This window comes from Fibrobacterota bacterium (genome assembly GCA_019509785.1).
Taxonomy (GTDB): domain Bacteria; phylum Fibrobacterota; class Fibrobacteria; order UBA11236; family UBA11236; genus Chersky-265.
The window spans coordinates 16,458-42,104 of sequence record JAEKLQ010000022.1 but is presented as its reverse complement, the minus strand read 5'-3'; the positions used below and the strand labels follow the sequence as shown (position 1 = coordinate 42,104).

General features: G+C 61.8%; 21 protein-coding genes. 13 read left to right on the top strand and 8 right to left on the bottom strand.

Annotation, left to right across the window (positions count from 1 at the left end; all coding sequences use genetic code 11):
- Positions 1 to 6 precede the first annotated feature (6 nt).
- Positions 7 to 777 carry a MerR family transcriptional regulator gene (locus tag JF616_01530; protein ID MBW8886411.1) on the top strand — a complete coding sequence of 257 codons (771 nt, stop codon included), beginning with the start codon at positions 7 to 9 and terminating at the stop codon, positions 775 to 777.
- Positions 778 to 823: 46 nt separating this feature from the next.
- On the opposite strand, the gene JF616_01525 is transcribed toward JF616_01530, so the two are convergent.
- Genes JF616_01525 through JF616_01505 form a run of 5 tightly spaced genes read right to left on the bottom strand, consistent with a single transcriptional unit; the run spans position 824 to position 6,504 of the window.
- The gene (locus JF616_01525) at positions 824 to 1,498 is read right to left on the bottom strand and encodes an OmpA family protein (GenBank protein MBW8886410.1); all 675 of its coding nucleotides are present in this window, start codon (positions 1,496 to 1,498) and stop codon (positions 824 to 826) included.
- A gap of 9 nt (positions 1,499 to 1,507) precedes the next feature.
- Complete coding sequence (locus tag JF616_01520; protein MBW8886409.1) at positions 1,508 to 2,320, bottom strand: MotA/TolQ/ExbB proton channel family protein; 813 nt, start codon at positions 2,318 to 2,320, stop codon at positions 1,508 to 1,510.
- Positions 2,320 to 3,579, bottom strand: coding sequence for a tetratricopeptide repeat protein (locus tag JF616_01515; protein ID MBW8886408.1), 1,260 nt, complete (start codon positions 3,577 to 3,579; stop codon positions 2,320 to 2,322). The genes JF616_01520 and JF616_01515 overlap by 1 nt, the downstream gene beginning before the upstream one ends.
- Positions 3,548 to 4,684, bottom strand: a complete 1,137-nt coding sequence (locus JF616_01510; protein MBW8886407.1) for a hypothetical protein — start codon at positions 4,682 to 4,684, stop codon at positions 3,548 to 3,550. Before JF616_01510 ends, JF616_01515 begins: the two co-directional genes overlap by 32 nt.
- Complete coding sequence (locus JF616_01505) at positions 4,681 to 6,504, bottom strand: hypothetical protein (GenBank protein MBW8886406.1); 1,824 nt, start codon at positions 6,502 to 6,504, stop codon at positions 4,681 to 4,683. The genes JF616_01510 and JF616_01505 overlap by 4 nt, the downstream gene beginning before the upstream one ends.
- 132 nt (positions 6,505 to 6,636) lie before the next feature.
- Between JF616_01505 and JF616_01500 the strand changes: the two genes are divergently transcribed.
- Positions 6,637 to 8,403 (top strand): hypothetical protein, encoded by a 1,767-nt coding sequence (locus tag JF616_01500; GenBank protein MBW8886405.1) that lies wholly within the window; start codon positions 6,637 to 6,639, stop codon positions 8,401 to 8,403.
- A gap of 21 nt (positions 8,404 to 8,424) precedes the next feature.
- Here the strand turns inward: JF616_01500 and JF616_01495 are convergent, their stop codons facing one another.
- Positions 8,425 to 8,736: a transposase gene (locus JF616_01495; GenBank protein MBW8886404.1), complete on the bottom strand. Its 312-nt coding sequence runs from the start codon at positions 8,734 to 8,736 to the stop codon at positions 8,425 to 8,427.
- A 164-nt stretch (positions 8,737 to 8,900) separates the two neighbouring features.
- Entirely contained in the window at positions 8,901 to 10,301 is a 1,401-nt protein-coding gene (locus JF616_01490; protein ID MBW8886403.1) for a hypothetical protein, read from the bottom strand.
- Positions 10,302 to 10,414: 113 nt separating this feature from the next.
- Between JF616_01490 and JF616_01485 the strand changes: the two genes are divergently transcribed.
- From JF616_01485 to JF616_01435, 11 genes are all read left to right on the top strand, one after another.
- On the top strand, positions 10,415 to 10,972 hold the full coding sequence (locus JF616_01485) for a hypothetical protein (protein MBW8886402.1): 558 nt from the start codon (positions 10,415 to 10,417) through the stop codon (positions 10,970 to 10,972).
- A 104-nt stretch (positions 10,973 to 11,076) separates the two neighbouring features.
- Positions 11,077 to 11,244 (top strand): DUF1328 domain-containing protein, encoded by a 168-nt coding sequence (locus tag JF616_01480; protein ID MBW8886401.1) that lies wholly within the window; start codon positions 11,077 to 11,079, stop codon positions 11,242 to 11,244.
- 66 nt (positions 11,245 to 11,310) lie between these two features.
- Complete coding sequence (locus tag JF616_01475; protein MBW8886400.1) at positions 11,311 to 12,108, top strand: dienelactone hydrolase family protein; 798 nt, start codon at positions 11,311 to 11,313, stop codon at positions 12,106 to 12,108.
- Positions 12,109 to 12,197: 89 nt separating this feature from the next.
- Positions 12,198 to 12,542, top strand: a complete 345-nt coding sequence (locus JF616_01470) for a hypothetical protein (GenBank protein ID MBW8886399.1) — start codon at positions 12,198 to 12,200, stop codon at positions 12,540 to 12,542.
- A 78-nt stretch (positions 12,543 to 12,620) separates the two neighbouring features.
- On the top strand, positions 12,621 to 13,367 hold the full coding sequence (locus tag JF616_01465; GenBank protein MBW8886398.1) for a tail fiber domain-containing protein: 747 nt from the start codon (positions 12,621 to 12,623) through the stop codon (positions 13,365 to 13,367).
- Positions 13,368 to 13,400: 33 nt separating this feature from the next.
- Positions 13,401 to 14,288, top strand: a complete 888-nt coding sequence (locus JF616_01460; protein MBW8886397.1) for a hypothetical protein — start codon at positions 13,401 to 13,403, stop codon at positions 14,286 to 14,288.
- A 19-nt stretch (positions 14,289 to 14,307) separates the two neighbouring features.
- Positions 14,308 to 14,811 (top strand): hypothetical protein, encoded by a 504-nt coding sequence (locus JF616_01455; GenBank protein ID MBW8886396.1) that lies wholly within the window; start codon positions 14,308 to 14,310, stop codon positions 14,809 to 14,811.
- 142 nt (positions 14,812 to 14,953) lie between these two features.
- Complete coding sequence (locus JF616_01450; protein ID MBW8886395.1) at positions 14,954 to 16,717, top strand: PQQ-dependent sugar dehydrogenase; 1,764 nt, start codon at positions 14,954 to 14,956, stop codon at positions 16,715 to 16,717.
- 98 nt (positions 16,718 to 16,815) lie between these two features.
- Positions 16,816 to 18,720 (top strand): fibro-slime domain-containing protein, encoded by a 1,905-nt coding sequence (locus JF616_01445; protein MBW8886394.1) that lies wholly within the window; start codon positions 16,816 to 16,818, stop codon positions 18,718 to 18,720.
- A 58-nt stretch (positions 18,721 to 18,778) separates the two neighbouring features.
- On the top strand, positions 18,779 to 22,573 hold the full coding sequence (locus JF616_01440) for a tetratricopeptide repeat protein (protein ID MBW8886393.1): 3,795 nt from the start codon (positions 18,779 to 18,781) through the stop codon (positions 22,571 to 22,573).
- Between the two features lie 3 nt (positions 22,574 to 22,576).
- A complete protein-coding gene (locus JF616_01435; GenBank protein MBW8886392.1) occupies positions 22,577 to 24,496 on the top strand; it encodes a fibro-slime domain-containing protein in 1,920 nt (639 codons plus the stop codon).
- 50 nt (positions 24,497 to 24,546) lie between these two features.
- Here JF616_01435 and JF616_01430 read toward each other — a convergent pair whose 3' ends face one another.
- On the bottom strand, positions 24,547 to 25,647 hold the full coding sequence (locus JF616_01430) for a DGQHR domain-containing protein (GenBank protein ID MBW8886391.1): 1,101 nt from the start codon (positions 25,645 to 25,647) through the stop codon (positions 24,547 to 24,549).

Sequence of the window (25,647 nt, the reverse complement as noted above, 5' to 3'; positions counted from 1 at the left end):
CTTTACATGGAAGGCCACACCGTTCGCCAACTCGCGCGGCTCGCCGGCGTCAGCGTGCGCGCATTGCACCATTACGACGCCATCGGGCTTTTGAAGCCGGGACGCCGTAGCGCGTCCGGGTATCGTTTGTATGGACAAGCGAATCTGTTGCGCTTGCAGCAGATCCTGTTCTACCGCGAGCTGGACCTTCCCTTGGCCGAGATCGGGCGGATCCTGGACGATCCGGAGTTCGATCCCGCCGAAAGCCTGCGCGGGCACAGGAAAGCGCTGGAGGCCCGGTTGGGCCGGCTCCATCGCTTGCTCCGCACCTTGGACGAAACCCTGGCCCATTACGAAGGAGGACCTATGTTGACCGATTCCGAATTGTACCAAGGCTTCCCGCCGGAGAAGGTCGCCGCCATCCGCAAAGAGGCGCGCGAACTTTACGGCGAGGAACGCGTTGCGGAGAGCGAGAGAAAAGCGAAGTCGATGGGGAAAGCGCGTTGGGCGGAGACGAACCGCGAGGCGGAAGCCATCAGCCGCGATTTGGCCGCGCTGATGGAGTCCGGAAGCGATCCGGGCTCGAGGGAAGCGCGCGCGGTGGTAGCCCGGCACCTCGCATGGGTCCGGAATTTCTGGAGCCCGGATGCGGAATCCTATCGTGGGTTGGGACGGCTTTACGTCGAGCATCCGGAGTTCCGCGCGTATTACGACAAAACGGCGCCGGGGCTGGCGGAATTTCTATGCCGGGCGATCGATCGGTTTTGCGAGGATTTTCCGAAACAGGCGCCTCGCTAGGAAGTCGCCGCGCGCTCCACGCTTCGTCGCAAGCGGAAATCAGCCTTCAGTGGATCTTGAGAACGATGCGCCGGTTCTTGGCCTGGTTGGCGGGGATGGGCTTCCCTTCGGCATCCACGTTGGGCGTCTTGGGCTTGGTATCGGCGTAGCCCGCGGCCTTCAGGCGCTCCGAGGGGATCCCTTTTCCGATCAGGTACTTCACGATATTGGTCGCGCGCATGACCGAGAGTTCCCAGTTGGACGGGAACTGGAGGGTCTTGATGGGGATGTTGTCGGTATGGCCTTCGATGTCCACGGCGAACTTGTAGTACTCGATGTTCTTGATGGCGTCGGCCACCTTGTCCATGTTCGCGCGCGCCGCCGGGCCGACGTCCGCCTTGCCCGGATCGAACACCGCCGAGCTCGAGAATTCCAGGATGATGCCTTCGCGGCCCAAATCGATGTTCACGTCGCCGCGGGCCCGCTCGCTCGCCAGCAGCGAATCGAGGTCGTGCTTGATCTCGCCCAGGGGCGTCTTCACGTCCTTGTCCTTGCCGATGTCGCTGCGCAGGCCCTTCTTCATCTGCTCGAAGAGGACTGGATCGACGTGGGAGACCGAAAGCATCGCGAGGAAGAACGCCATCAGCAAGGTCACCATGTCGGCGTAGCTCATGAGCCAATCTTCTTCGATGTGCTCCGGCTCGTGGACGCGGTGGCGGTTGGGATGCTTGGCGATGGCCATGGCGTAACCTTAAGGCCTCTTGGCCGGCGCCGATCCGCCTTTGTTCGCGAACATGGAATATTGGTCCTTGCGGCTCAGGTACGAGTTCAGCTTGTCCTGGATGTACATGGCCGGCTTCTTCTCCAGGATCAGGACCAGGGCCTCGAGCAGGAGGTAATGCCGGAAGCGGTCGATGCTCAAGGTCTGCTTGACCTTGGTGGAACTGGGCATGAAGACGAAGCGCGCGAAAAGCAAACCGTAGAGCGTGGAGGTCAAGGCCAGCGAAAGTCCCGGGCCCAGCTTGGAGGGATCCTCGAGGCGGCCCAACATGACGATTAGCCCCATCAAGGTGCCCACCAGGCCGAAAGCGGGGGTCATGGAAGCCATGGTGTTGAGGATGCTCGCCTCTTGCAGGTGGCGGAAATAATGTTCCTCGATGTTGGTGGTGCCGAACTCGCGGATGTCCTCCGCCTTATACCCGGTGCTGGCCAGCCCGAAGATATACCGTACGAACTCGTCCTTGCTGGCCTTGGAGATGGCCTCATATCCGGCGGGCCCTTCGGCCTGCACTTTCTTCTGCCACTCGATGGCGGTCTTCACGTCCAGCATCAGGGTCTTGGACGAGATGGATTGCTTGAGGAAAATCCTCAAGGTGGCCTTGAAAGCATTCCAGATATACTGGAACCGGAAACCGATGAAGGTAACCGTGACGGTACCCCCGAAGACGATGGCGAGCGAAGACGTGCTGAGGAAGACGTGCCAGTCCTTGGTTTCGTGCAGGATTCCGGCGGCGATGACGATGAAGCCGAAGATGACCCCGAGTACGGTGGAAAGGGAGATCATTATCGGGTCCCTTCCTGAGCCGGTTTCGCGGCTGCGGGCGCGGCCTTGGTGGCGGCCTTCGGCGTACCTTTAGGCGCGGCGGCCGTTCCTTTCGCGGCCGCTTTGGCGGGCGCGGATGGCGCGGGAGCGGGCTTTGCAGCGGGTGCAGGCGCTGCGGCGGGTGCAGTCGTGGCGGGAACGGTGGCGTCCTCGTCGCCGTCCTCTTCGGGCTGGGGCGCGGAGGCGGGCGGAGCGGATTCGACCGCGGCGGGATCGGCGGGTGCGGCCGAAGGCGTGGCTGCCGGGGCCGGAGCCGAAGCGGACGGGCGGGCGGCGGCTGAAGAGGCGGGACGGGCGGGAGCCGCAGGGACGGAGGAGGATGGCGCGGCTTCGGCGCCCGGCGAGGAATATTCCTCCGGATAGGGGGCATCGGGATCGGCGGCACGCGCGGGAGGATGGTAGACCGGGCGGGGCGCGGGAGAACCGCGGCCGCCGGGCGTACGGGTTTTATCCAGCATGTTGACCACGGCCGGCATGTCGGGATTTAGGCGCAGGGCCTCCATCCATTGGCGGCGCGCCATGCCGGTGTTGCCTTGCATGAAATAGATGCTGCCCAGCAGGCCATAGCCTTCGGCGGTCGGGCGCGCATCCAGCGAAGAGCGCGCGGCCTGCAGCGCCTCGGGATAACGCTTCTGGTAGAACAGCTCCTGGGCGCGGCGGATGCCGGCCAGTACCTTGGTGGTTACGTCCTCGTAGTCTCCCGGATCTTCCTCGGGCGGAGGCTCGGGCTTCTTGGGAGGTCCCTTGTGCAAGCCTTTCGCGGACTGAGCCCCCGTGGGAGCCTGGTTTTTCTCCCCCTTGGCATCTCCCGCATCATCGTTCTCTTCATCGCCCTTTGGCTCGGAAGCCTTCGCGTCCTCCCCGGACGTGGTGGGCTTATGGCCCGAAGGCGCGACCTTGCGGGGATCCGGCTTGGCTTCCGCGCGCAACTGATCCGCCTGCTCCTGCGCCGACTTCCCCGTCATTTCCAGATATACGTCCGTGGAACTGAGGTCGATGGCCAGGTTGGCGTCCGTGCTCTTGTTGGAGTAATGGAAACTCAGATTGCCTTGGCCCTTATCGGGCTCGACGCCCGCCTGGGCGGTGGGCAGGGCGGGATCGATCGGCCGCGCCGGATCGGGCTTGTCCCCCGCGCAGGCGGCCAGCAGGAGCGCGGCCAGGGCCGGCCCGGCAAAGGCCCGGAAATGCCTAGAAGGTGTAGTGCAAATAGGTGAGGTCATATGCCACCGGCTCTAAGGTCAGAAAGCGATCCGAATTTTCGCCCAATCCCCGCAGCTTGTCGTTGAGGAAAAGGAAGTTGATGCCGCCTCCCAAGGTGAAGTGCCGGCTTACGCGAGACTTGTAGCCGACGCTTATCGTGCTCAAATGGCCCTTGTTGGCGAAGGGGATGAATTCCTCGTACCCCACATAGGTGCCCAGCCAATAGCCGAGATCGGGATTGGATTTGCGGAAAAAGATCCCCAGCATCTCGATCCCGAATTTCACCATCTGGATGTTGAAATCGACGCCCAGGCTGTCTGGTCCGCCCACGCCGCTGGCGTAACCGTATCCCAGCGAAACGGAGAAGAGCAAGGATTTATCGGAGGTCACCGCTTCACTCACGGAGCCCTCGATGCCGTACATGGTGAGGGCCAGCGAGCCGAGGGTATCGAGCACCCGCCTGCCGGTCTTGGGATCGAGGGTATCGGGCCGCGGGACAATGCCTTGCTTGATAGGGAAGCGCCGCAGGTTCGCCGAAACGCTGTAGTCCAGGTTCAGGATGTCCGGCTTCTTCTCGTTGGGGCCCGCCACGAAGCTGTTCGACCATACGATTTCCCCGGTGCGATGCCGGAACACCTTGAGGTTCATGATGACGTCGCCGTCGGCGCTCTTGGAACAGGAGCCTTCGATGTATCCGTCCACCCGCAGCTTATCGCCCAGGCGCCAGAGATCTTCCATGGAAGGCAAGGTGTTGGAGAACTTGAAAGTAGAGTCCGTCGCCACCACGCGGAAGGTGCGCAGTTCGGGCGAGGTCACGATGGTACGGCGGCCTTCCTTGCGGAACACGTCTTCGACCTGGGCCTGTATGTAGCGGGCCATGCCCGGATCGAATTGGCGCGGATCGACCTTGATCTGCGAGAGCGCCATGCGGTCGACGTTGGGCGGGATGTCCCCCATGGATTTGGCCAGGCGCGACATGATCTCCGCGATCTGGCGGAGGCCGGTGGAACTGGGCGCGAACGGGTCGGAAGGCGGTTTATCGACCGCGGCGGCGGCGAAGGTGACGAGCAATGCGATGGCGAGGGCCGCCTTGCGGCCCGACTTCCTGACGGCTTGGAGGATCATACCGGTCTCCCCGAATGCCGGATCTCCTCGCGGATCTTCCGCAAGAGGCGTCGCTGGGCGACTTCGGAGTCCTTGGGGGCACGGTCCATGGCCCCATCCAGGCCGCTAGCGACCAGCATTTGCATGCGCTCGGGCAGCAGGGACAGGATTTTCCCCTTCACGGCATCGTCCACGTGGGCGAGGGCCAGGATGAGCGTTTCCTGATCGAGGCCTTGCAGCACGTTGGACAGGAACTTGTCGGGAAGGCCGACCAGTTCCGGCAGGGTAACGTACCGGTTACGGAGCTTCTCCCCCAAGCCCAGATCCATTTCCGAGATGGAATGGATGTACTGGAATTGCATGCTTAAGGGGAGGCTGTCGATCAATTCCAGGATGCTGTCGACGCCGTCGGCGGCCACGTAGCGCATGTTGCCCACCGCCAGGGCCTTCAGGGAAAGGCGGTCGGCGATTTCCTTGTAGACGTTGAGCGGGATATGATCGATGTTGCCCATGGCGATGAGGAGCTTGCCCCGGTTATCGGGATCGGTCTTCTGCAGGATGCCGCTGGCCATCTCACCCGGTAATTGCGCTAGCACCAGCCCGGCTATGCCAAGGGATTCGTCGCGCAGGACGTGCATGATCTGCTGCTCGTTCATCTGCTTCAGGAAGCCGAACATGTCCTTGTACTGATCCCCCTGGGTATCCGCGCCGGCCAGGTTCCCGTACTCGCGCTTGAATTCCTTGTACACGTTCAGCAAATCGTCCGGGGACGGAGGTTCGCCCGCGGCCAGGTGGACCTCGAGCTTGGAAAGCGAATCCTTGCCGATTTCCGGGCCCAACACGCCCATCAGGCGGTCGTCCAGGCTGGCGACCAGGGCGGCCGCGTCGCGCATGCCGCGATCGGGATCGCGCTGGATCCAACTCTTGATGATCTGGGCGCAGTGTTTGGGGTTGCCGACGAAGCAATTCAGGAGGAAAGGGCGGAAGGCCGCGAGCTCGGGGGGTTGGCCTTTGCCTTCGGGGGCCTTGGGGGCGGGGGCCGGAGCAATCGGCGCGGCGGGAAGGACGGGAGGCGCATCGGCGGGTTTGCGCTCGGCGCGGGCCGCGCCCACGATGGCGCGCGAGACCATCCACACGCAAGCCAGGATCAGGAGGCAGATGAGCAGCAGGGGGATCAGCGAAGGCAGATGATCCATGTATTGGGCGAAAGGATTGGCCGCGGCCTTTTCGCGCGCGTCCTGCTTGCGGGCATCGCCCGTGTCCGCCTTGGACTTGGGCTGCGGCGCATTCGATGCCGCGGGCGGTGGTTCGGGCGGCTTACGATAACTGGTGAGCGCGTGGTTGTCGCGCGGGAACACGCCTTCGTGCACGCTGACGCGGTCGCCGCGCGCATCGTCGAGGCGGGCGGTCATCGCCAGCAGGTTGCGGATGAATTCCGCGTCCTTTTCGGAATAGCCGGTATCCACCAGCACGTCATAGGTAACCGCCTGGATACCCCCGCCCTTCGGGGCCTCCTTGGCGGGAGCGGGCTTTTCCGGTTGCGCGTTGTCGGGCAGGAAAGGCAGGCCGGGGAGTTGTTGGGGCGGTTCCGCCGGCGTCCCGTCGTCCGTGCTCCCGAGCTCGATCTCCGGGGGCGGCTCCATCTCCACCTTGGCCTTGACGAGGAAGGTTTCCTCCTCGTAATAGCGCGCCAGGGTCCGCGTCGCGAGGTTCTCGTAGTACTGGGTCAGCTTGGCGGCCTGATCCTGCGCCGGCCGCATCGCCGGGGCAGAAGGCTGCGCCGCTGCCAGGGCCCAGCCGAGAAGCGCGGCCAGGCTTGTGGTTTTTAGGGTTATAGGCATGGCAATTCCGATTATACGGGACGGCATTTGCGATGCCTAGGTTTTTCCCGGTCCGGACGATTAACGCCAAAGCTTGAAGAAATCCTAATCCTACGCGCAAGATATTCCGATAACTCCGGGATGAAGTCGGGCATGCGGATTCTCTCTGCGATCATCGTAGCGTTATGCTTCTGGGCCTGCGGCCATGGCGTCGTCCACGAATCGCGCTATCCGGACGGCCGCATCCGCGAGCGCTGGACCGAAAAAGGCCAGGCAGGTAAACCCGGCGTCCGCGAAGGCGATTACCAATCCTTTTATCCCGATGGGAGCCGTGAGATGACGGTACCCTACCTCGGCGGCAAGCGCGATGGGCGGGCCCGCGCCTGGGATGCGCGCGGGCGCCTGAGCGCAGAGCGCGAATGGTCGCGCGGCTTCCTCGTGCGGGAGCTTCGTTACGATTCGCTCGGGCATGCGGCCTACGATCGCCGCTTCGAGGTCCGCTCCGCGCGCGTGGATGCGGTGGGTCCGGCGGGCGATTCCCTGACAGTTATGGAAACTTGCGCTTGGAGCGTGGGTGCAGCGAGCGAGACGCGGGTTCGGCTCCGCGACGGTGACAGTTCCGTACGGGACGGTCCCCACCCCGTTCGGGATGGTGACCGTCGCGTTCGCGACGGTTTATGCGAGATGAAATATCCGGACGGCAAGCTCATGGCCGAGAGGCATTTCAAGGAAGGCCGGCTCGATGGGCCGGTCAAGGCCTGGTATCCGGACGGCACTCCGTGGCTTTCGGGTGGTTATTCAGTGGATCGGCCCACGGGAGCCTGGAAGACCTATTCGCGCAGCGGCAATCCGCTCTGGTCCGCGAATTACCTGCGCGGGGAGCGCGATGGGCCCTGGGAGGAATGGTTCCCCGACGGGCAACGGAAGTCGATCACGCGCTTCCGCTCCGGCCGGGCCGAAGGGGAGTATCGGGAATGGTACCCCAACGCGCGACCGCGCTTGCGCGGCGCCTTCGCCGGCGGCCGCCGCCAGGGCCCGGAAGAAGCCTGGTATCCCGACGGAACCCGCCTCTACTCGGCACGGTACGCCGCCGGGCTCTTGGAAGGGGAGTTCTCCCAGTGGCATCCCGGCAACAAGTTGCGGATGCGCTGCCGCTTCGCCCACGGCCGCAAGGATGGCCTGAGCCGGATCTGGTATCCCTCCGGAGGCCTCCAAGAGCAGGCGTATTACAAGCAAGGCCGCTTGGATGGGGCCTATCGGACCTGGTCTCCCGAGGGGCTGCCCATGGCCATGAAGGAATACCGGGACGGGTCGATGGCCTTCGATCCCAAAGCCAAGGAATTGCTGGCCCTCCTCGGCGCGGATCAATTGCGCGTGCCGGCGGGCATGATGGGATTCTATTGGGGGATGGGACGGAAGGAATGCCGCGCCAACCTGGGGCTCTACCAGGCCTCCGGGGTGCGGGCCGATTCCGGAGAGATCGCCGCCGAAGTAGTCGCCTTTCCCGATCGCAGGCCCACGCGGGCCCGCATTCGCTTGGCCTTCAATGCCCAAGGCGAATTATGGGGCATCAAGCTGGATCTGAAGCAGTCCTCGGCCGATGACTTTTTCGGATTGTGCGAGAACCTGGAGGTGGAAATGGGCGCCGCCTTGGGGGCGACGGGACTCCGGCGTACCGATACCGATGGCAGATACGCGATGACCCGGAAGCGGGATTGGGGACGCTTCACGGTGGTAGCGGCCGCGGGCGGAATCCGGCAGGATCTGCCCGTCATGAGCGCGGATGCGTACAGCCCGGGCGGCGATGGCTGGTTCCGTTTCGCGCTGGAGAATAATCTCTACCGCGAATACGTGAACCCGGCCAGCGCATCGATCTCGCCGCCCCGCTGGGATGCGGAAACCCTCTTCGCGGGCCGCTAGGCGGCCCGTTCCGGGGTTCCTTCAGCGCGCCAGTTGCTTGAGGGCGCGCTGCAGGATGGTGACCTGCTTCTTGAAGGACTTGAGAGCGGTCAAAGCCGCCGCCACGCTCTTCAGCTTGCGGCCATCGAGGGCCTTGGACGAGCCGCGCGCGGTCTTGCGATTGCCGCCGGCCCCGTTCATCCACCGCCGCAAGGCGATGTAGGATACGCCGTATTTCTTGCCCGCTGCCGTGATGCCCCCGCGCCCTTGGCTCGCGACGAAAGCGAGGATCTCGCGTTTTTGTTCCTCGCTATAACGCTTTCCGGTATTCCCTTTCTTCCTGCCTCTTGCCAAAACGGATTCCTTTCCCTGGGGTGTCATTAATACTTTCCGACTCGGCTAAACTAATAAAAACGGAATTATATGAAAAGGATTAGTCGGTAGCAAAATTATTAATCAGGGAATTTTCGGCGGAATCGACGAAGATAGGGGGTCACTTTCAGGTGTCCCCCCATTCTTCATGGCCCCCATCCGGTTTCCGACGGCGCATTCAAGGTGTACCAGAAATCGGGAGTCCACAGGTTCAGTCCCGCGCGCGATTTTAATCCCTCGATGTGTACGTGGCAAACCTGTTGCGGCAAAAGCCCGTCGATCTTAAGGAACAGGCGCGATCCGTCGCGCGAAAGATTGACCGAGGCCACGTTGAGCCGGGTTACGTCCTTTTCCGGCCCCCCGAAGGCTTCCGTGGGTTCGTACCACCATTGCTTCGCCTGAAAACGTTTTCTGGTAGCCGCCGCCGAGTCGATGGGTTGGGTGAAGACCACCTCGTACCCGCCCTTGCGCGCATGTACGGTGAGGATCTCGAAGACCGGCTTGCCGTTGGGCTTCAGCATTTGCAGCCCCATGAGTTTCCCGTTCCAGCCCCAATCCGCCATGTCCCCGTTGCCCAATCCTCCCACCACGACCGTGCCTCCGGGCCCTGGCAACAGGCGATGTTCGCCGGCCTCGAAGCCGCCGGAGAAATGCATCACGCATCCCTGCCATTGGCCATTCACTTTCTCGATGGCGATGCGCCGCATCGCGCCGTAGGCTATATCGCCCACCAGGAACTGCCCGGCATACGGCCCTTCCGTGAGGTAAGCCGGCTGGGTCGGGGATTTCGTGAACGAACCATAGGGCAGCCAAACCGCCGGCGGGGAGGGATATCCCTCATCGAAGGCGCCCGCGGGACGGATATGATGCCCGTAGCCATGGCCGGGCTGCACATGGATGAATTTGTTCGCGGGCAGCCAGGTGCCCTGATTGTCGGTGGCGAAGAGGCCGCTATCGGGCCCCAGGCAAAGGCCGTCCGGGGCCCGCAGGCCGCTGGCGACCACTTCCAGCTTGCCGGCTGGGTCCATGGAAACCAGGGAGCCGCGGCGATTATCCTTTTGCGGATCCAAGGTGGCCAGGCTGTTCTTGGCCGCCACCGACAGCGCGGTGTAAAAACGGCCGCCGGTATGCACCAACCCGAAGGACCATTCGTGGAACGATCCCGACCAGGGGAGCGCGCCCACGCCTTTACGGGCGTCGGGCAGGCCATCGCCATCGGTATCGCGAAGGACGTAGATGGAATCCTGATCGGCGGCGTATAAGGTGTCGCCCAAAGCGCAGAGGCCCATGAGTTCGTGGAAGCCGCCCATGGCCTTGCGCGCCTTCATCCCCGCCAAAGGCCCATGGTATCCCGATAGGATCCAGATCTCGTTCGGGCGCCAGGTGGCGACGGCCAGGCGATCCCCGGGAAGGGCCGCGAGGCCGGCCACCCGCGGCTCGAATCCTTTCGGGCGGAGCGAAAGCAAGTCGAAACCCGGGTGAAGCAGGAACTCTTCGGGCGTTGCGCAGGTCAACGAAACGCACCCGGCCAGCGTCGATAAAATCATGGAAAAGGCGGATCGTAAATACATAGTGCAATTAACCTTTCGAGGAAGAATAACTTAGCAAGCCCGGGGGAAACTATTTTTGACCTTTTCTGGAATAAGGCGAGGAGTTCGGCATGCCGGCGCGAAAAATGGAAAAGGGCACGGACGCTGCGATAGCCTTCTGCGAGGCCGTTTTTACGGCGCGGCCGCCCGGACTGCGCCTGACCGCCAGGCCGGGAACGCGCGATGCCGCCTCGGTGCTGGCCTTGGCTGCGGCCCATCCGCCGCCCTCCGCTCCCGGAACGCGGCACCGTGTACTGGAAGGCCTGGCGTTGCTCTGGCATGATCATGGGGAGGAGGCCCATGAAATCGCGCAATCGCGCGAGGGCGATCCCGATCATGATCTGCTGCACGCCATTTTCCATCGCCGCGAAGGCGATCACGAAAATGCCGATTACTGGTTCAGCCGGGCCGGGAAACACCCCTGTTACCTTATACTGGCGGAGCGCCTTTCGGTTTTGCCCGTGCCGCCCGCCCTACGCGCCGCCTTGCTCCCCGGGGGAATCTGGTCCGCCCCGGCCTTCAACGCCGAGGCGCGCCGCCGTGCCAAGGAGGAATCGCCCGCGATGGAAACCCTGGTCATGATCCAGGCCGAGGAGCTCCGCGCGTTGGCGCATTCGTTATTCCGCTGAATACGCGCGCAATCGCGGTCGCCCCTTCCTATTCTGTAGGAAATTTGGTCTTGCCCCGGATAGGTCAGAACATATCTTCAGATTATCCACAACCGGAGGCAAACATGCTGAACGCCGCAATCTTGTTCCTTATCATCGCGCTCGTGGCCGCCGTCCTGGGTTTCGGCGGCATTGCCGGTACCGCTGCCGGTATCGCCAAAATCCTGTTCTTCGTCTTCCTGGTGCTCGCCTTGATCTCCTTTCTTACAGGCAGGCGTGGTACGACGATCTGACGGATAGGCCTGTTTGCTAGTATTCCTCCCCGTCCGGCGCGCCTGCGCCGCGACGGGGAGGGATTAATGCTTATCCAAGAAGATTTCGCCGACGTTTCCACATCCACCGGGCCCATGCGGATCCATCGCTTCCGCCCATCGGGATCCGGACCTTTCCCCGGGATCGTCCTCTTCTCCGAAATCTTCCAAGTCACCGGGCCCATCCAACGCACGGCGCGCCGCTTGGCTTCCCGCGGCTATGTAGTGGCCGCTCCCGAGGTGTACCACGAATTCGAACCCGCCGGTTGCGCCTTGGCCTACGACAAGGACGGCACGGACAAAGGCAATCGCTACAAGATCGAGAAAGTACTCTCCGCCTACGACTCCGACGCGCGCGCCGCCCTCGCGCATTTACGTTCCCTCCCCTACTGCAACGGGCGCCTAGGCTCAATGGGCATCTGCCTGGGAGGCCATTTGAGCTTCCGCTGCGCCATGAACCACGAAGTCCTGGCCGGCGTCTGCCTGTATGCCACCGACATCCACAAGGGCAGCTTGGGCAAAGGCATGCAGGATGATTCCCTGGCCCGCATCCCCGGCATCAAAGGCGAATTGCTCATGGTCTGGGGCCGCCAGGATCCCCACGTTCCCCAGGAAGGCCGCGACAAGATCTATCGCGCCCTGACCGCGGCGGGAACGAATTTCACGTGGCATGAATTCAACGCCCAGCACGCCTTCATCCGGGATGAAGGCCACCGTTTCGATGCGGCCCTGGCGGATATCGTCTACGATCTGGCCTTGGAAATATTCGATCGCCGCCTGCTGGCCGGTAATCTGGAAGCGCCGGCCGGGACGGCGCCGGCGGCCGGGCCTTTGAAACTGGGCTAAGCGGCCCTATCCCGTTCCCATGGAGCATTCCCTGATATAATCGTCGCGGTAAGAGCATCTAAGGGGGCAACACCTTGGGGGGACCGCGAATGACTTATTCCATTTTCGAATTCCGGGAACCGGGCGGCTTCTTAAAGCAGCGTTACCAGGCGTTGAAGGAAGCCGAGCCCGGCATTTCGCACCGCTACATCTCCGCATGCTTGGGTTTCCGATCCCCGGCCGTCTTTTGCCAGATCGTCAACGGCCGCATCCAACCCTCGGCGAAATCGATCGACGGGCTGGCCCGGGTGTTCAAGCTCGATGCCATGGAGAGGGATTTCCTCGCCCATCTGTTCATGCTGCGCAAGATAGCGGATGAAAGGCTCAGGACCCAGGTCCTGGCTGGTCTCTATTCCGGATACGGAAGCGGGGCGGCCGTGTTCAGCAATCGCTGAACTGAAAAGGGTTGCCTGGCGATCCCGGCTTGACTGTCTTTATGGGCTCCAAAATCCACCCCTTCAGGAGGCGATTGCATGCCCACGAATCGATTGCTCACCACCGGTTTCTGCGTGCTCATGGCGGCGGCTCTCGGGCACGCCCAGATCAGTGCCGACGGTGACGCGTCCACCAACCCCATCGTGAGTTCCCATAACATTTCGGGAGCGGCGGTGGACGGCATCGCGGTCTCCGGGCAATCCATTCCGCAACCGTTCTATGGCATCGGGGTCCATGGCGAAGGCGGGTATATCGGCGTGAGAGGCTGGTCCACCGTGTCCGGGAGCGGTTCGCGCTTCGGAGGCTACTTCGTCGCATACGGCGGCACGAGCAACAATTACGGCGTATACGCCTCCGGTTCCGGGACCGGCGCCTATGCCGGGTACTTCCAGGGCAACGTCTACATCTCCGGCACCCTCAGCAATCCTTCCGACTCCCGCCTCAAGACCAACATCCAACCGCTGCAAGGCAATCTGCAGAAGCTGGCCTCATTGCGTCCCAGCAGCTATAACTTCGACGCCATCCAAACCCGGGTCAAAGGACTTCCGGAAAGGAGGCAACTCGGATTACTAGCCGACGACGTAGCGGCGGTGTTGCCCGAACTGGTAACGGACGTGCCCATTCCCGAAGATCCCGGCGAAGCGAAAAACCCGGCTCCCGGGGCTTCCGCCACCTTCAAGAGCGTCAACTATACCGGGATGATCCCGGTCCTGGTCGGCGCCATCAAGGAACAGCAAGCCGAAATCGCCGCCCTCAAGGACGCCCTCGCCAAGCTGTCCAAATAAAGCGAAACCGGAACGCGAGAAAGGATGGAACCGATGATAATACGCTTGCTATCGAGCCAGGGCTTGCGGGCCTTGGGCTGGCTGGCCTTGGCCGCCGCCGCAGCGGCGCCCGCTTCCGCCATCGATTTGAAAATCTCCTCGCCCATTTTCGGCCGCGGCGTCATTTTCAAGTCGAACGGAAACGTGCAACCCGAAGGCAGGATATTCACCAATGTCCCCCTCGGGGACACCTGGCCCATCGGCGGATCGTTGTATGTCAATGCTGCCGGGGGAGGCGAATCGGGAGCATTCGTCAACAACGATCTCTTCCTGAAAGGGATCATCAAAACCTTCCAGAGTTCATTTCCGGGCAGGACCCGGTTCAAGAAAGCGGACGGCACCGTGATGGCCTCCATCGATGATGCGGGAAACCTCTATGTGAAAGGCGCGATCGAAGACGTTTCGCTATGCGTCGCTCCCGTTACCGAGTTCGCGAAATGGAATACGAACCCTTTCGTCCAGTCCGAGAACAATTGCTACAACTACGCGAACAACCAGGCCACCTTCACCTTCGCCACCCCTGGGCTCGCTTCGGGCGCGCCTGAGACGGACGATGTGGTGTCCCAGATTCGCACCGCGGCCTTGAACGACGGGCTGACCTGGGTGGGTTGGAACTTTCCCGGAAACGGTTATACCTGCCCCAACGCCGGCACCCTGGTATTCATGACCGTAGCGCCCCATGTCGATTACCATTGGTACCGCCTGGACAAGGCCAATGGAAAATGGACCCATAAAATCTCGGATTCGCCCGCGACCGATCTCGACGCCGGCCACAATATCATCTTGAATCCGCTCACGGCTAATCGCAATTATGGCGTCCACAATTACACCGATAACGGCGGGTTCTATTGCACTTGCGGCGGAGACGCCAATGTACGGTGAATCTCGCATGGGGAAAAGCATGAATTCGCGCATCCTAATCGCGGCCGGATCGTTAGCTCTCTGCGTATCCGCCTCGCGGGCCCAGGCGCCTGCGGCATCCCAGGCGGACACGGCCAAGAATTGCATCCGCGTCGAGCTGATGATGTTTTCGGGGCGCCCGCGGCCGGCCTACCTTATTTGCGAAGACGATAAGAAGGAGGACCTGGTATCGCGGCTCAAAGCGGCGATGGAAAATCCCCCGACCGGGCCTCTGGAACCCTCGGAAAGCACCCCCGAGTACCGGGGTCTCCTGATCATCCAACCCAAAAGCGAAACGCGGGTCCCCCGGCGGGTCTCGCTCGTCAAAGGCAAGGTGAACAACCTGGATTCCCAAGCGAGCTATCGCGCCGATTCGTTCCGCGAGATCGAGAAGTATCTGCTGGATTTGGGGGAAAGCAAAACCGACGTTTCCCGCCCCGGCAGGGAAGAACCTCTGGGCAGGCTCGTGGGTGAGGCCAGAGATCGGGTGGAAAAGACCAAATAACCCGCTTGATTTCGTCTTTCCGGGAGATGATCGCCCCGATCACTGCGAGCGCAATCCGCGCAATCTGACTACTTTTTTTGGGCAGGTGTTTTTCCGCATCCGTTTGTACCACGAGATCGGGCGCTTCCGCGCGAGGTTCAATATGAGGTTCTTACCGCGCCTTTGCTTCGTCTTCTCCGCGGCCGCCCTTGCTGCCCGCGCCGATTTTACCTCCTCCTCATGTCCGGGCGTCCAGTTAAGCGCGGACGATTTCGAGGTCGCCGAACTATTCAACAAGCAAGGCAGCGGACAAGCCGCGAAGGACTCCGCCCTATCCGAGCCGGTCCATATGGACGTGCGCGTGGTGAATGACGCGTCCGGAAAATATGATCACAGCGACATCGTCTTCGTGCAACGCACGGGAGACATGAAATGGTACGACGGGGCCGCGAAGACCGTGAAATCGATGGGCCATATCGACGTCCATTCGGGACCCGGTTCGCAGGGCGACAATGGGCTGATGGGCGTGGCCTTCGATCCCGCGTTCGAAACCAACCGCTACCTCTACGCCTGGTATAGCCCCCTCCAAACCGTTTACCCGGATTTCTCGCCTGGCGGGCAAAACCGGCAATTGCGGCTCTCCCGTTTCACGGTGAAATCGGACAATACCTTGGACATGGCCAACGAGAAGATCCTCATCAACATCCTGGGTAATCGCACCGACAGTTGGAATAGCGGCGGCCCCATGCAATTCGACGCTTACGGGGATTTGTGGGTCGCGGTCGGCACCAACGGAAGCGATGTGGATCCCACCGCATGCGATGCGGGAGGCAACGTGCTGTCTAAAACCGATAGCGTGCAAAGCGCGGAATGGGGCGCTTCGGATACGCACAGCCTCCGCGGCGGCTTCTTCCGCATCCATCCCGACGATTCGCCCAAAGGCTACTCCATACCGAAGGGGAACTTCGGCGAGTACTGGGCCGATCAGTATGCGATGCAAGGCCTTTCCACCTTGTCCTCGCAGTATCGCGATACCTCCAAGGTGCTGCCGGAAGTGTACGTAAAGGGCGAGCGCAGCAACTTCTCCGTCGCGGTGCATCCCACCAAACGTTGGTTGGCATGGGGTTCGTCGAACTACGGCAGCGCACTCGATGAATTCAACATCGTCAGCCATCCTGCCTTCGCCGGGTTCCCCTATTTCCACGGCGACAATCTCCGCGTCTGCGACAACGGGAAGAACGCGGACGCGCCTCTCAATACCTCGCCGTTGAACAGCGGCGTAACCGATCTGCCCCCGGCCGTTCCCGGCGCCATCAACGGGTTGACGAACATCGCCATCGGCGGGCCCATCTACGCCTTCGACCCATCGCTGGACAACGATTTCAAATTCCCTCCCCACTTCGACGATACCTGGCTGATGGCGGGATTCGACGGGGGGCTCTGGGGCGTGAAGGTGGATTCCACCGAGTCCGCCCCGCATACGGTAGGCGCGCCCATCAAATTGGATGGGGACGGCATTTTCAAGAATTTTCCCATCCGCAATTTCATCCAGGGCATGTACGGCAAGGATGGCGCGCTTTACATCCTGAACTACGACGGCTTGCCTTATCAATCCGGCGTCAACCCCGGAGCCTTCCGGGTGACCTACAAAGGCGCCTGCCGGGTCCCCGCCGCCGCGAAACGAACGGGGCGCCCTCGCCCGGAAATCCGGATCGATCCGATGGGTATCGCCGTTACCGAAACCGGGCCCCACTTGGTCTCCCTTTACGGCCTCGATGGACGCCGCGTTTGGAGCGACCAAGGAATAGGGTCTAGAACCTATCGGTTCAGGGATATCCCCGGCCGCGCCGGGATCCGCGCGGGCGTCTATCTGGCTCTGGTCAGGACGCCCAACGGGGAATACTCCCGCCCCATTTCCCTATTCTGAGGGCGTTTTCCGGAAGCGTCCTCCGGACGGCCGGGAATCCCATCCTCCCTTAGACTATCTTTTCCTGGTCGATTCGGAATCCGCATCCGGAGTGAAACATGCCGCGACCCCGCTCCATCTTCCTTTGCCTATCCGCCGCCATCCAGTTCATGGCGCATGGGGCTTCCGCCCAAACGATGCCCACGGACAGCTTGGGCGGGAAAACCGTGCACGTATTCCTCCCCAGCCCCGGCATCGATACCCTATGGATCGAAAACCTGAATATCCCGATGAAGATCGACGCCCAGTACTGGTATTCCTACACCTTCACCCATGCGGGCTTCTACGATTACCAGGACGGATTCTATTTCTCCAACCCGTCCCATAATCTGCTTTTTTCCAAGTCCGGACTAGGGGCCGCCGAGGCGCCGCGTTTCCTGCTCTCCGATTTCCACGGTAGCAAGGAAATCTGGATCATAGCGGACCCGACCGGTCCCGCCACCGCGCCGCCGATCATCATGACCTCGGCGCCGAAGACCGTGAACATCCTGAATCCCTGGCCCGCCACGGCGCCGAAATTGATCTACGGCGCCAAGACGCGGAATATGACGACGGTGTCCGGGCATTGCGGTTGGTTCTCGGCCCTGATATTGGACACGACCCTGGCCAAGGGCCATTTCGCCGAGATCGGCGGCGCCGAGGCGTTCGGGAAGAGCGGGTTCGGCAGCACCGAAGACTACGATTTCACCTTCCTGTTCGCGCAAAAGGGGCCGGCGCTTTGGCTGAACACCGAGGACAATTCCTGGACCGGGACTTGGCCCAACCTGGAAGGAACCTGCCAATACATGCTGGCGATGACGGTGCGCGATTTCAGCCAGGCCCATCCGGATTTCGATTTCGGCAGCCTGACCGGAAACCATTTGATGAAGGGCGTGGTACAGCCGGTTCTCGGGGCGGATCACAGGCCGGTCCTCAACCCGGCCAATGCCGCCCAGGATCCCGCCATCGCGTTCAGCCATTTCGAAGATTGGTGGGCCACCGATTCGACGCGGGCGGATCCCTTGAAGGATTATGAAAGCTGTTACGATTTGCCCATGAGCAAGAGCAACGACGGCTTATGGGAATACGACAGCTACCGGGACGGCCAGGACCATGGCTTCTGGCCCGCGGAAGGGGCCGGGAAGAACCGCTTCAGCGAGACCATGGCTTCCTGCTACCTGAAGCCGCTCCCGGATACCTCCACCTGGGTGACCGGAGGCCCGCAACGCAACGGCAATTTCTGCGCCGAGTCCCATGCGAGCTTTACATATGAAACCGGGCAGCATTTCGCGTTCCGGGGGAACGATGACATTTGGGTGTTCATCAACGGTAAGCTGGTGGTCGATCTGGGAGGCGTGCATGCGCCCATGTCCGATTCCATCGATCTGGACAAGCTCGGCCTCACCCCCAACAAGACCTACGCTTGGGACTTCTTCCAATGCAATCGAGAGCCCTGCGGCTCAGCCTTGCGCATCAAGACTTCCATCTACTTCAAGCAAGCGCTTCCTTTATACGGGATCGCGATGCCCGGATCCGCCCCCGGGTCCGTAAGCATAGAGATTTGGAAACGCGCCCGCGGAAACGGTTCCTGCGCTTCCATTGGGACGAAGACGGACAGCCTGAAAGCGACTAACCTCACCTACCAGCTCTTCGACGCCGCGGGCAAGTTGGTCAAGGAGCTGGCCAACGGCCATACCTATTACGGAGGGATCACCATCGCCGAACCGGTCATCGCGCTGGACACCTCCAAGCTGATCCCCGACAGCAGCCTTACCGCCGGAGACAGCTATCGTTTGGTCGCGTTCGAGGCCGCCTATCCTACGGTCGAGGTCGGCGTGACCTTCCGGGTCCCGTCCGCCGCATCGGTTCTGAAACGGATCCGGGTTCCCGCGGAAGGATCCCTTCGCAAACCCCGGTACCGAAACGCCCTAGGCCGTAGGGTTCCTGCTTCCGAAAAGGCCATCCACCCTAGTTGGAACCGGTAGGATTCTGTATAATCTGGCCCGTACCGCGCATCGCACACTTTCGCCAAAGGGGCACCTATTGCCGTATCTCGCGCAACCCATCCGCATCGCCTTGGCCGCCCTGTCGGCATGCTTCGCCATCGGCGCCGGGGCCCATCCGGAAAACAAGCACGCCTGGCAACTCTTCATCGACAACCAACCGTTGGAGGCCCGCGCCGAGTTCGAGAAGAACAGCAAGGGCGCGGATGCGGTCGCGGGCGAGGCGTACCGCGGGCTGAGCGTCATCGCCCGCTTCATGGGCGACAATCTCGCCGAGGCCGATTACGCCTACTCCGCCTTCCTCAAGGACAAGGATACGACCGCCTTCATGGCCGGGAATATCCGGCACATGTTCTTCTCCCGCCATTGGGACGGGCACAACCTCGCGAACGGGTATAAGGTTTCCCGCGACCTCCAGAAGCGGCCGAGCCTGTATACGGCCCGGGTAGGCAGCGAATTGGCCTTGCGCCTGGCTGCGGACGGCGAAACCGAGGAAGCCCGCCGGATCGAGGACGGCCTGGGCCTGGTGCGCAAATGGTGGGCCGTCGGCCCCTTTTCCAACATATCCGGAAGCGGGTTCGACATTGCGTATCCTCCCGAGGCATCGGTAGAACTCGGGAAGGAGTACGCGGGCAAGAACGGCAACCAAGTTCGTTGGTTCCCCATCTCGCTAGAAGCCCCGGCCACGTGGGTGTACAGCCAGAACCATCTTCCCTCCGAAAACTCCATCCTTTATTTCGCCACCCAGGCGGAAGTCCCCAAGGATAGGCAAGCGTGGATCAGCTTCGGGGCCTCGGGAAGCTTCAAGGTGTTCGTGAACGATAAGCTGGTGCTGGCCGATCGGGTATTCCGCAATACCGGCGAAGACGCCTTCAGCCAGGAAGTGACCCTTAAGAAAGGGATGAACCGGATCTTGGTCAAGCTCGGCAACGAGGAGCGCAATTCCAATTTCCAACTGCGCCTTTTGGACGCCGACGGCCGGGGACTGGCGGATTTCAAGCTGGCCAAACCGGAGGGCGCTTATCCCAAGGACAAAGGCCAGGCCGAACGCCTGGACCGTTCCCCGCTCGACGAGCGTAATATCGCCTACCTCAAGCAGCGCCTGCGCGTTGATCCCGAGGATGAAGACGCGTCCCTGCTGCTCATGGATAGCTATAACGTGAACGATATGACCGATAGCGGGGAGGTATGGGCCCTGGCGCGCCTGGAGCGCAGCCCCAAGAGCGCCGTCTGGCAGTCCCTGCTGGCCGAGGCCCTGAGGCGCAGCCGGCAAACGACCCGTTCGCAGGAATACCTGAAGGCGGCCTACAAGAACAGCCCTTACTGCTACATGGGCTGGCTGCACGAGCTTAACCATCTTTCCAAATCGGCGGGCGCGCAGACCACGCTGGAGTTCATCTCCAAAGGCCCCAAGGAGTTCGCGGACAAGGAGATGGGCCTCATGGCCCGCATGGCCAAGGCCGGCGAACTGGGTCGCAAAGCGGAAATCATGGATCTGGTCGGCCGCATCGAAAAGCTGGATCGGTTCGACGAAATGACCGCCACCCTCCTGTCCTCCGTGTACCAAGGCCAGGGCAAGAAGGACGAGGCGGTCAAGGTCTGGAAGAAGATGTTGGAGCATAACCGCGGCAGCTTCGATGCCTGGCGCAACTTGGCGGACGTTTACTTGAAGGGCGGCGAATCGGCCCCCGCCATCGATGCCTTGAAGCAAGGCATGAAGTACGTGCCGATGAGCCCCAGCCTGCCCATCCTGCTCACCAATGTCCTCCTGCAATTGAAACGATACCCGGAAGCGATGAAGGCGCTGGCCGCGGCCGAAACGCTGGCGCCCACCCATCCGGTGGTGCTGGGGCTCAAGGCCAATCTCGAACTCCTCACCGAGCATAAGGAGGACGCCCGCAAGACCCTGACCGCCAGCGTATCGTACAACTACAACGATTTCGATTCCTGGGATCACCTCCAGGAAATGGGCGGCAAGGGAACCTTCGAGTCCCTTTCGCCGCTGCCCCCGCTGGACAGCCTCTTGCAGGCGGCCTCCCAGTGGGAAGGCCTCAAGCGCGAGCGGGGCGCCATCGTCGCCTATTACGAGGACGTCTTCTGGTATCCCAGCCGCGCGGTGCGTCGGCGCGACTTCCTGGTCGTCCAATTGCCGTCCCAGGAAGCGGTAAGCCTTTGGACCAATTACGAGATCCCCTACAACCGGACCTACCAGACCCTGAACGTCCTCCGCGCCTATACCCATAAATCGTCCGGCCGGGAAGTGGATGCGGAAGTCCGCGGCAGCAACATGGTCTTCAAATCCGCCGAGCCCGGGGACGCCATCGTCATGGAATGGGTGACGAAGGACGACTACGACGGCGACATGGCGCGGCAGGCCTGGGGCCGCTTCGATTTCAAGTTGGGGATGCCGGTCTTCGACTCGCGCCTCGGCTTATTCATGGCAGGCGCGGACACCCTCGCCTGGCAGGTTCGCGGCCCCCATGTGAGCGTCGCGTCGGCCGATCGCGATGGGGTGCGCATCCGCTCCTTCCGGCGCGGGCCCTACACGGTCTCCCCCTCCGATCGCTGGCTGCCTTCCACGGATGCTTCCCAGCCGGACGTGGTCTATTCCACATTCTCCGACTGGGGGAAGATCACGGATTGGTACGCCAACCTGACCGAGAACAAGACCGCCGCCTCGCCCATACTAAGAAAATTGGCCGATTCCCTGTTCCGCGGCGCCACCACCGCCGAGGAAAAGCTCTCCCGGGTCCAACGCTTCGTCAGCAGCGGCATCGCCTATAGCAGCCTCTCCTTCCGCCAAAGCGGCTGGGTGCCCCAGACGGCGCAAGAGGTGCTGGCCTCCCGCCTCGGCGATTGCAAGGACAAGAGCGCCTTGGCGAAGAGCCTGCTGGACTTGGCGGGTATCCCCGCCTATCTGGCGTTGGTGGCCACCCGGAACGAATTGGGGACGCGTCCGGGCCCCATCGGCCCGTACTTCAACCATTGCATCCTCGCCTACACCCTGAACGGCGCCGAACATTATATGGAACTGACCGATCCCAATTTGCATTGGACCGACCTGGACAAGATGGACCAGGGCTCCATCGCCCTGGTGGTCCGCCGCGGCAACAACCAGCTGGCCGCCCTTCCCGTCGACCCGCCTTCCAAGCGCCGCGTGGTCCGCAAGGTCGAATGCCGCCTCGACGATTCCGGCGACGCCATCTTCGTTTCCCGGAATACCCGCTACGCCGGGGCTGCCAACACCACGCGCGCCGCCTATCGCTTCCTTTCCCGTGAAGAACGCGAGAACCGGTTACGCCAATCCTTATCCCAGGATTATCCCGACATCGCGCTGGATTCCACCGCCTTCGACGACATGGATCCTGCCGTAGACAGCTCGGGCTACCTATTCAACTTCCGCGCCCGCCAGGCCGTAAAATCCGCCGGGCCCACACGGATCTTCAGCCTGTATATCCCCGACAAGTTATCGGCGGGGGAAATCCCCGTGGACGAACCCTATCCGGAGGGCATGGATCTCTACGATATGTCCTACAGCCTGGACGCTTATCAGCAAACGACGTCCGTTTCCTTCCCCCCCACTTGGAAACTCCTGAGCGTGCCTCCGCCCGTATCCCTCAAGACGCCTTTCGGGGAATACTCGCTTTCGATCCAGCTGAAGGGGAAAACCCTTACTTACGTGCGGAAGGCCACTTTCAACCTGGGCCATCCGGTAACCGCCGCCAACGTGGCCAAAGCCCGGAGCTTCTTGACCGGCATCGCCAAGGCGGACGATGTGCAATTGGTTTTCACCCAGCGGGAAGTCGCCGCAAGCAGCCGGAAGGCCCACCCGTAGGGTATGCTGAAACCCTGGTCCACCCCGCTTTCCGTATTCGTAATGGTTGCCTGCTTCGCGGCTGTAGTTCCGGCCCATGCTCAAGCTCCCGCCGATTCCCTGGGCGGGAAAACCGTGCATGTCTTCCTCCCGCTCGACGACATCGATAGCCTGGTGATCCAGAACGTGAAAGCCGGGCTGACCAAAGACGCAGAGTACTGGTACTCGTACACCTTCACCAAGTCGGGCCTGTACGACAACCCGGACGGCTTTTATTTCACTGACCCATACCTTCGCAGTTACTTGTCCAAGGACGGACTGGGGGTCATCGGCTCCCCGCGCTTCACCCTGCCCGATTTCCAAGGGAAGAAGGAAATCTGGATCATCATCGATCCTACCGCTCCCCCCACCGCCCGGCCCTACATCCTGACGCGGGCGCCCAAGCTGGTGAACATCCTCAATCCCTGGTCCGCTACTGCCCCCAAACTCATCTCCGGGACCAAGACCCGGAACATGACCACGATATCTGGTCATTGCGGCTGGTTCTCGGCCATGATACTGGATACGACCATGACCGGAGGCCATTTCGCGGAGATCGGCGACGCCGGGACCTACGGTAAGAGCGGGTTTGGCGCCGGCGACGACTTCGACTTCGCCGCCCTGTTCGCGCAGTACGGGCCAACCCCGTGGTTGAACACCGATGCCAAATCCTGGACCGCGGCCTTCCCCAACGTAGAGGGAACGTGCCGATACATGCTATCGATGACGGTGCGCGATTTCAGCAAGGACCATCCCAATTTCGACTTCGAAGGCGGCGGCGGCGATGGTTTGGTCCAAGGCATAGTGATGCCGGATATCGGCCCCGAACCGGGCCGCAAGCCGGTCCTAAATCCGGCCATTGTTGGGGATATCTCCTTCAGCCATTTCGACGATTGGTGGGTCACCGACTCGACCCGGCCCCCGCCGTTGCAGAACTATGAAAGCTGCTATGACCTGCCCATGGGCAAGAGCAGGGAAGGCCAGTGGGAATACGACAGCAATCGCGACAGCCCGGACCATGGCTTTTGGCCGGTAGAAGGGGCCCTTAATCGATTCAACGAAACTTCGACCACGTGCTACTACAAGCCGGTGCCGGACACCGATTTCATGGTCACTAACGGCCCGGCGCGTAACGGGAATTTCTGCGCCGAGTCCCACGCGGATTTCACCTATGCGCCCGGCCAGAAAATCTCCGTACGCGGGGATGACGATGTCTGGGTTTTTATCAACGGAAAATTGGTCATCGATCTCGGGGGCGTGCATTTGCCCGCAGACGGCTCGGCGGATCTGGATACTCTAGGCCTTATCGCGGGCAAGACCTACAAGTGGGACTTCTTCTATTGCGAACGCCAGCCCTGCGGTTCGGACTTGCTTATCAAGACCGCCATCAACTTCCGGCAACAGCGTTCCTTGTACGGGATCGCAAAGACCGACCCGACGACCGGCCCCTTCACCTTGGAAGTCTGGAAACGGGTCGGCGGGAACGGTTCCTGCGCATCCACCGGGACGAAAACGGATAGCCTAAAAGCTTCCAACCTGACCTACCAGCTGCTCGACCTCACGGGCAAGCTGGTCAAGGAATTGGCCAACGGGAAAACCTACTTCGGCGGAATCACCATCGCCGAGCCGGTGATCTCGGTGGATACCGCTAAGCTGATCACGGATAGCATCCTGGTTCCCGGCTCCGCCTATCGAGTAGTCGCGTTCGAAGCCGCCAATCCCACGCTCCAGGTAAGCGTGTCCTTCCGGACCCGAAACGCCGGTTCGGCCTTGAGGAAGGGCAAAAATCCCGCGGCGGAATCCCGATCCGGGGTCCGGTACCGGAACATCCTGGGCCGCAGGGTGCCCGTCGGCCCCTCCCGGGCCCAAGCACCCCTCATCCCGCAAAAAATACCTCGAGAGTGATTCGATGATCGCCGCGGCGGGCGTTCGGATGCCGATCCCGGAGAGCGGCGTTACACTCCGATTTCTTTGGCCAAATCCTTTTCGATGCGGCTCACGCGTTCGATCTGGCCCTTGGCCGGAAAGCGTTCGTAGAAGCCTTCGGACTTGAACGCCTTCTTCATTTCGATCCAAGGGGCCAGGCGTTCCGCCCAGCGCTTCACGCGGCCCACCGTCGGCTCGCTGTCCTTTTCCGAGAGGTCGGCGCAGACGCGGATCAAGGCCTTGATGGTGACCGGCTTGGTGACCATGTAGGCGGAATTCCCCCAAGCATCGCCCCAGACCTGGGCGGACGCCTTCAGGAAATCACGCAGTTGCTCGTAATAGCGCTCCGCCTGATGGGTGGGCGAGAGATCCTCCTTGGGATCCCATTCCGATTTCACCCAGCGGTTGATTTCGTTGAAAAGCTCGGCCTGCAGGATCCATTTTTCCGCCTTGCTCTTGCCGCCCAAGCGGTTGATGCGGTATTGCAGCGGGCTATCGTCGCGGCCGTACAGGTTTTCCACCACGCGGGCCGAACAACGCTTGTCCGGCGAGGCGAAGGAAACGCGCTCGTACAAGTCCACCAGATGGCTCTTGTTGATGCGAGTGGGGGTGGAATTGATGATGACGAACATCTCGGTGGCGAAGTCCTCGCTCCGGCCATCGAAGATGATGCAAGGGACGTTGATGGAGGAAGCCTCGTCCGGGCGTTCGCGGAAGAAGAAGTGCAGGGCCGCCAGGCGATGCTGCCCGTCGATGATGAGGTACTTGTTGTCCGGTTCGGACAGATGGCCCACGCCTTCGTCCCCTTGCAGGCCCTTGAACCGCAGTTTCTCGGCGGTGAAAAGCAGGACGGTCCCGGGAATGGGGGGCTGAGTGCTGGCGGTTTCGTAGAAATTGCGGATGGCGCGGATCTTGTCCCGGGCCATGGCGCGCTGGAAGGCCTTGTCCGATTTCTCGATACGGCCGATGAACTTGGCGATATCGTCCCCTTCCGGCGCGGGTTCGGCGGCGATGGGAGTACCCTCGTCGTAGAAGCGGCTGCTGAAACGCACCTTCTCCAGTAAGGCCTTCGCCGGATAGGCGGCGAAGTAGAAGATTGCGTCTTTCTGTCGGACTTGGGTAGCCAGCAT

Excerpts from the sequence above, each read along its gene's own strand:
- JF616_01430 (MBW8886391.1), bottom strand. The coding sequence starts at position 25,647 with ATGCTGGCTACCCAAGTCCGACAGAAAGACGCAATCTTCTACTTCGCC.
- JF616_01470 (MBW8886399.1), top strand. The coding sequence starts at position 12,198 with ATGACTTATTCCATTTTCGAATTCCGGGAACCGGGCGGCTTCTTAAAG.
- JF616_01475 (MBW8886400.1), top strand. The coding sequence starts at position 11,311 with ATGCTTATCCAAGAAGATTTCGCCGACGTTTCCACATCCACCGGGCCC.
- JF616_01500 (MBW8886405.1), top strand. The coding sequence starts at position 6,637 with ATGCGGATTCTCTCTGCGATCATCGTAGCGTTATGCTTCTGGGCCTGC.
- JF616_01460 (MBW8886397.1), top strand. The coding sequence starts at position 13,401 with ATGATAATACGCTTGCTATCGAGCCAGGGCTTGCGGGCCTTGGGCTGG.
- JF616_01480 (MBW8886401.1), top strand. The coding sequence starts at position 11,077 with ATGCTGAACGCCGCAATCTTGTTCCTTATCATCGCGCTCGTGGCCGCC.
- JF616_01525 (MBW8886410.1), bottom strand. The coding sequence starts at position 1,498 with ATGGCCATCGCCAAGCATCCCAACCGCCACCGCGTCCACGAGCCGGAG.
- JF616_01530 (MBW8886411.1), top strand. The coding sequence starts at position 7 with ATGGAAGGCCACACCGTTCGCCAACTCGCGCGGCTCGCCGGCGTCAGC.
- JF616_01450 (MBW8886395.1), top strand. The coding sequence starts at position 14,954 with ATGAGGTTCTTACCGCGCCTTTGCTTCGTCTTCTCCGCGGCCGCCCTT.
- JF616_01515 (MBW8886408.1), bottom strand. The coding sequence starts at position 3,579 with ATGACCTCACCTATTTGCACTACACCTTCTAGGCATTTCCGGGCCTTT.
- JF616_01445 (MBW8886394.1), top strand. The coding sequence starts at position 16,816 with ATGCCGCGACCCCGCTCCATCTTCCTTTGCCTATCCGCCGCCATCCAG.
- JF616_01485 (MBW8886402.1), top strand. The coding sequence starts at position 10,415 with ATGCCGGCGCGAAAAATGGAAAAGGGCACGGACGCTGCGATAGCCTTC.
- JF616_01510 (MBW8886407.1), bottom strand. The coding sequence starts at position 4,684 with ATGATCCTCCAAGCCGTCAGGAAGTCGGGCCGCAAGGCGGCCCTCGCC.
- JF616_01520 (MBW8886409.1), bottom strand. The coding sequence starts at position 2,320 with ATGATCTCCCTTTCCACCGTACTCGGGGTCATCTTCGGCTTCATCGTC.
- JF616_01435 (MBW8886392.1), top strand. The coding sequence starts at position 22,577 with ATGCTGAAACCCTGGTCCACCCCGCTTTCCGTATTCGTAATGGTTGCC.
- JF616_01465 (MBW8886398.1), top strand. The coding sequence starts at position 12,621 with ATGCCCACGAATCGATTGCTCACCACCGGTTTCTGCGTGCTCATGGCG.
- JF616_01455 (MBW8886396.1), top strand. The coding sequence starts at position 14,308 with ATGAATTCGCGCATCCTAATCGCGGCCGGATCGTTAGCTCTCTGCGTA.
- JF616_01490 (MBW8886403.1), bottom strand. The coding sequence starts at position 10,301 with ATGATTTTATCGACGCTGGCCGGGTGCGTTTCGTTGACCTGCGCAACG.
- JF616_01505 (MBW8886406.1), bottom strand. The coding sequence starts at position 6,504 with ATGCCTATAACCCTAAAAACCACAAGCCTGGCCGCGCTTCTCGGCTGG.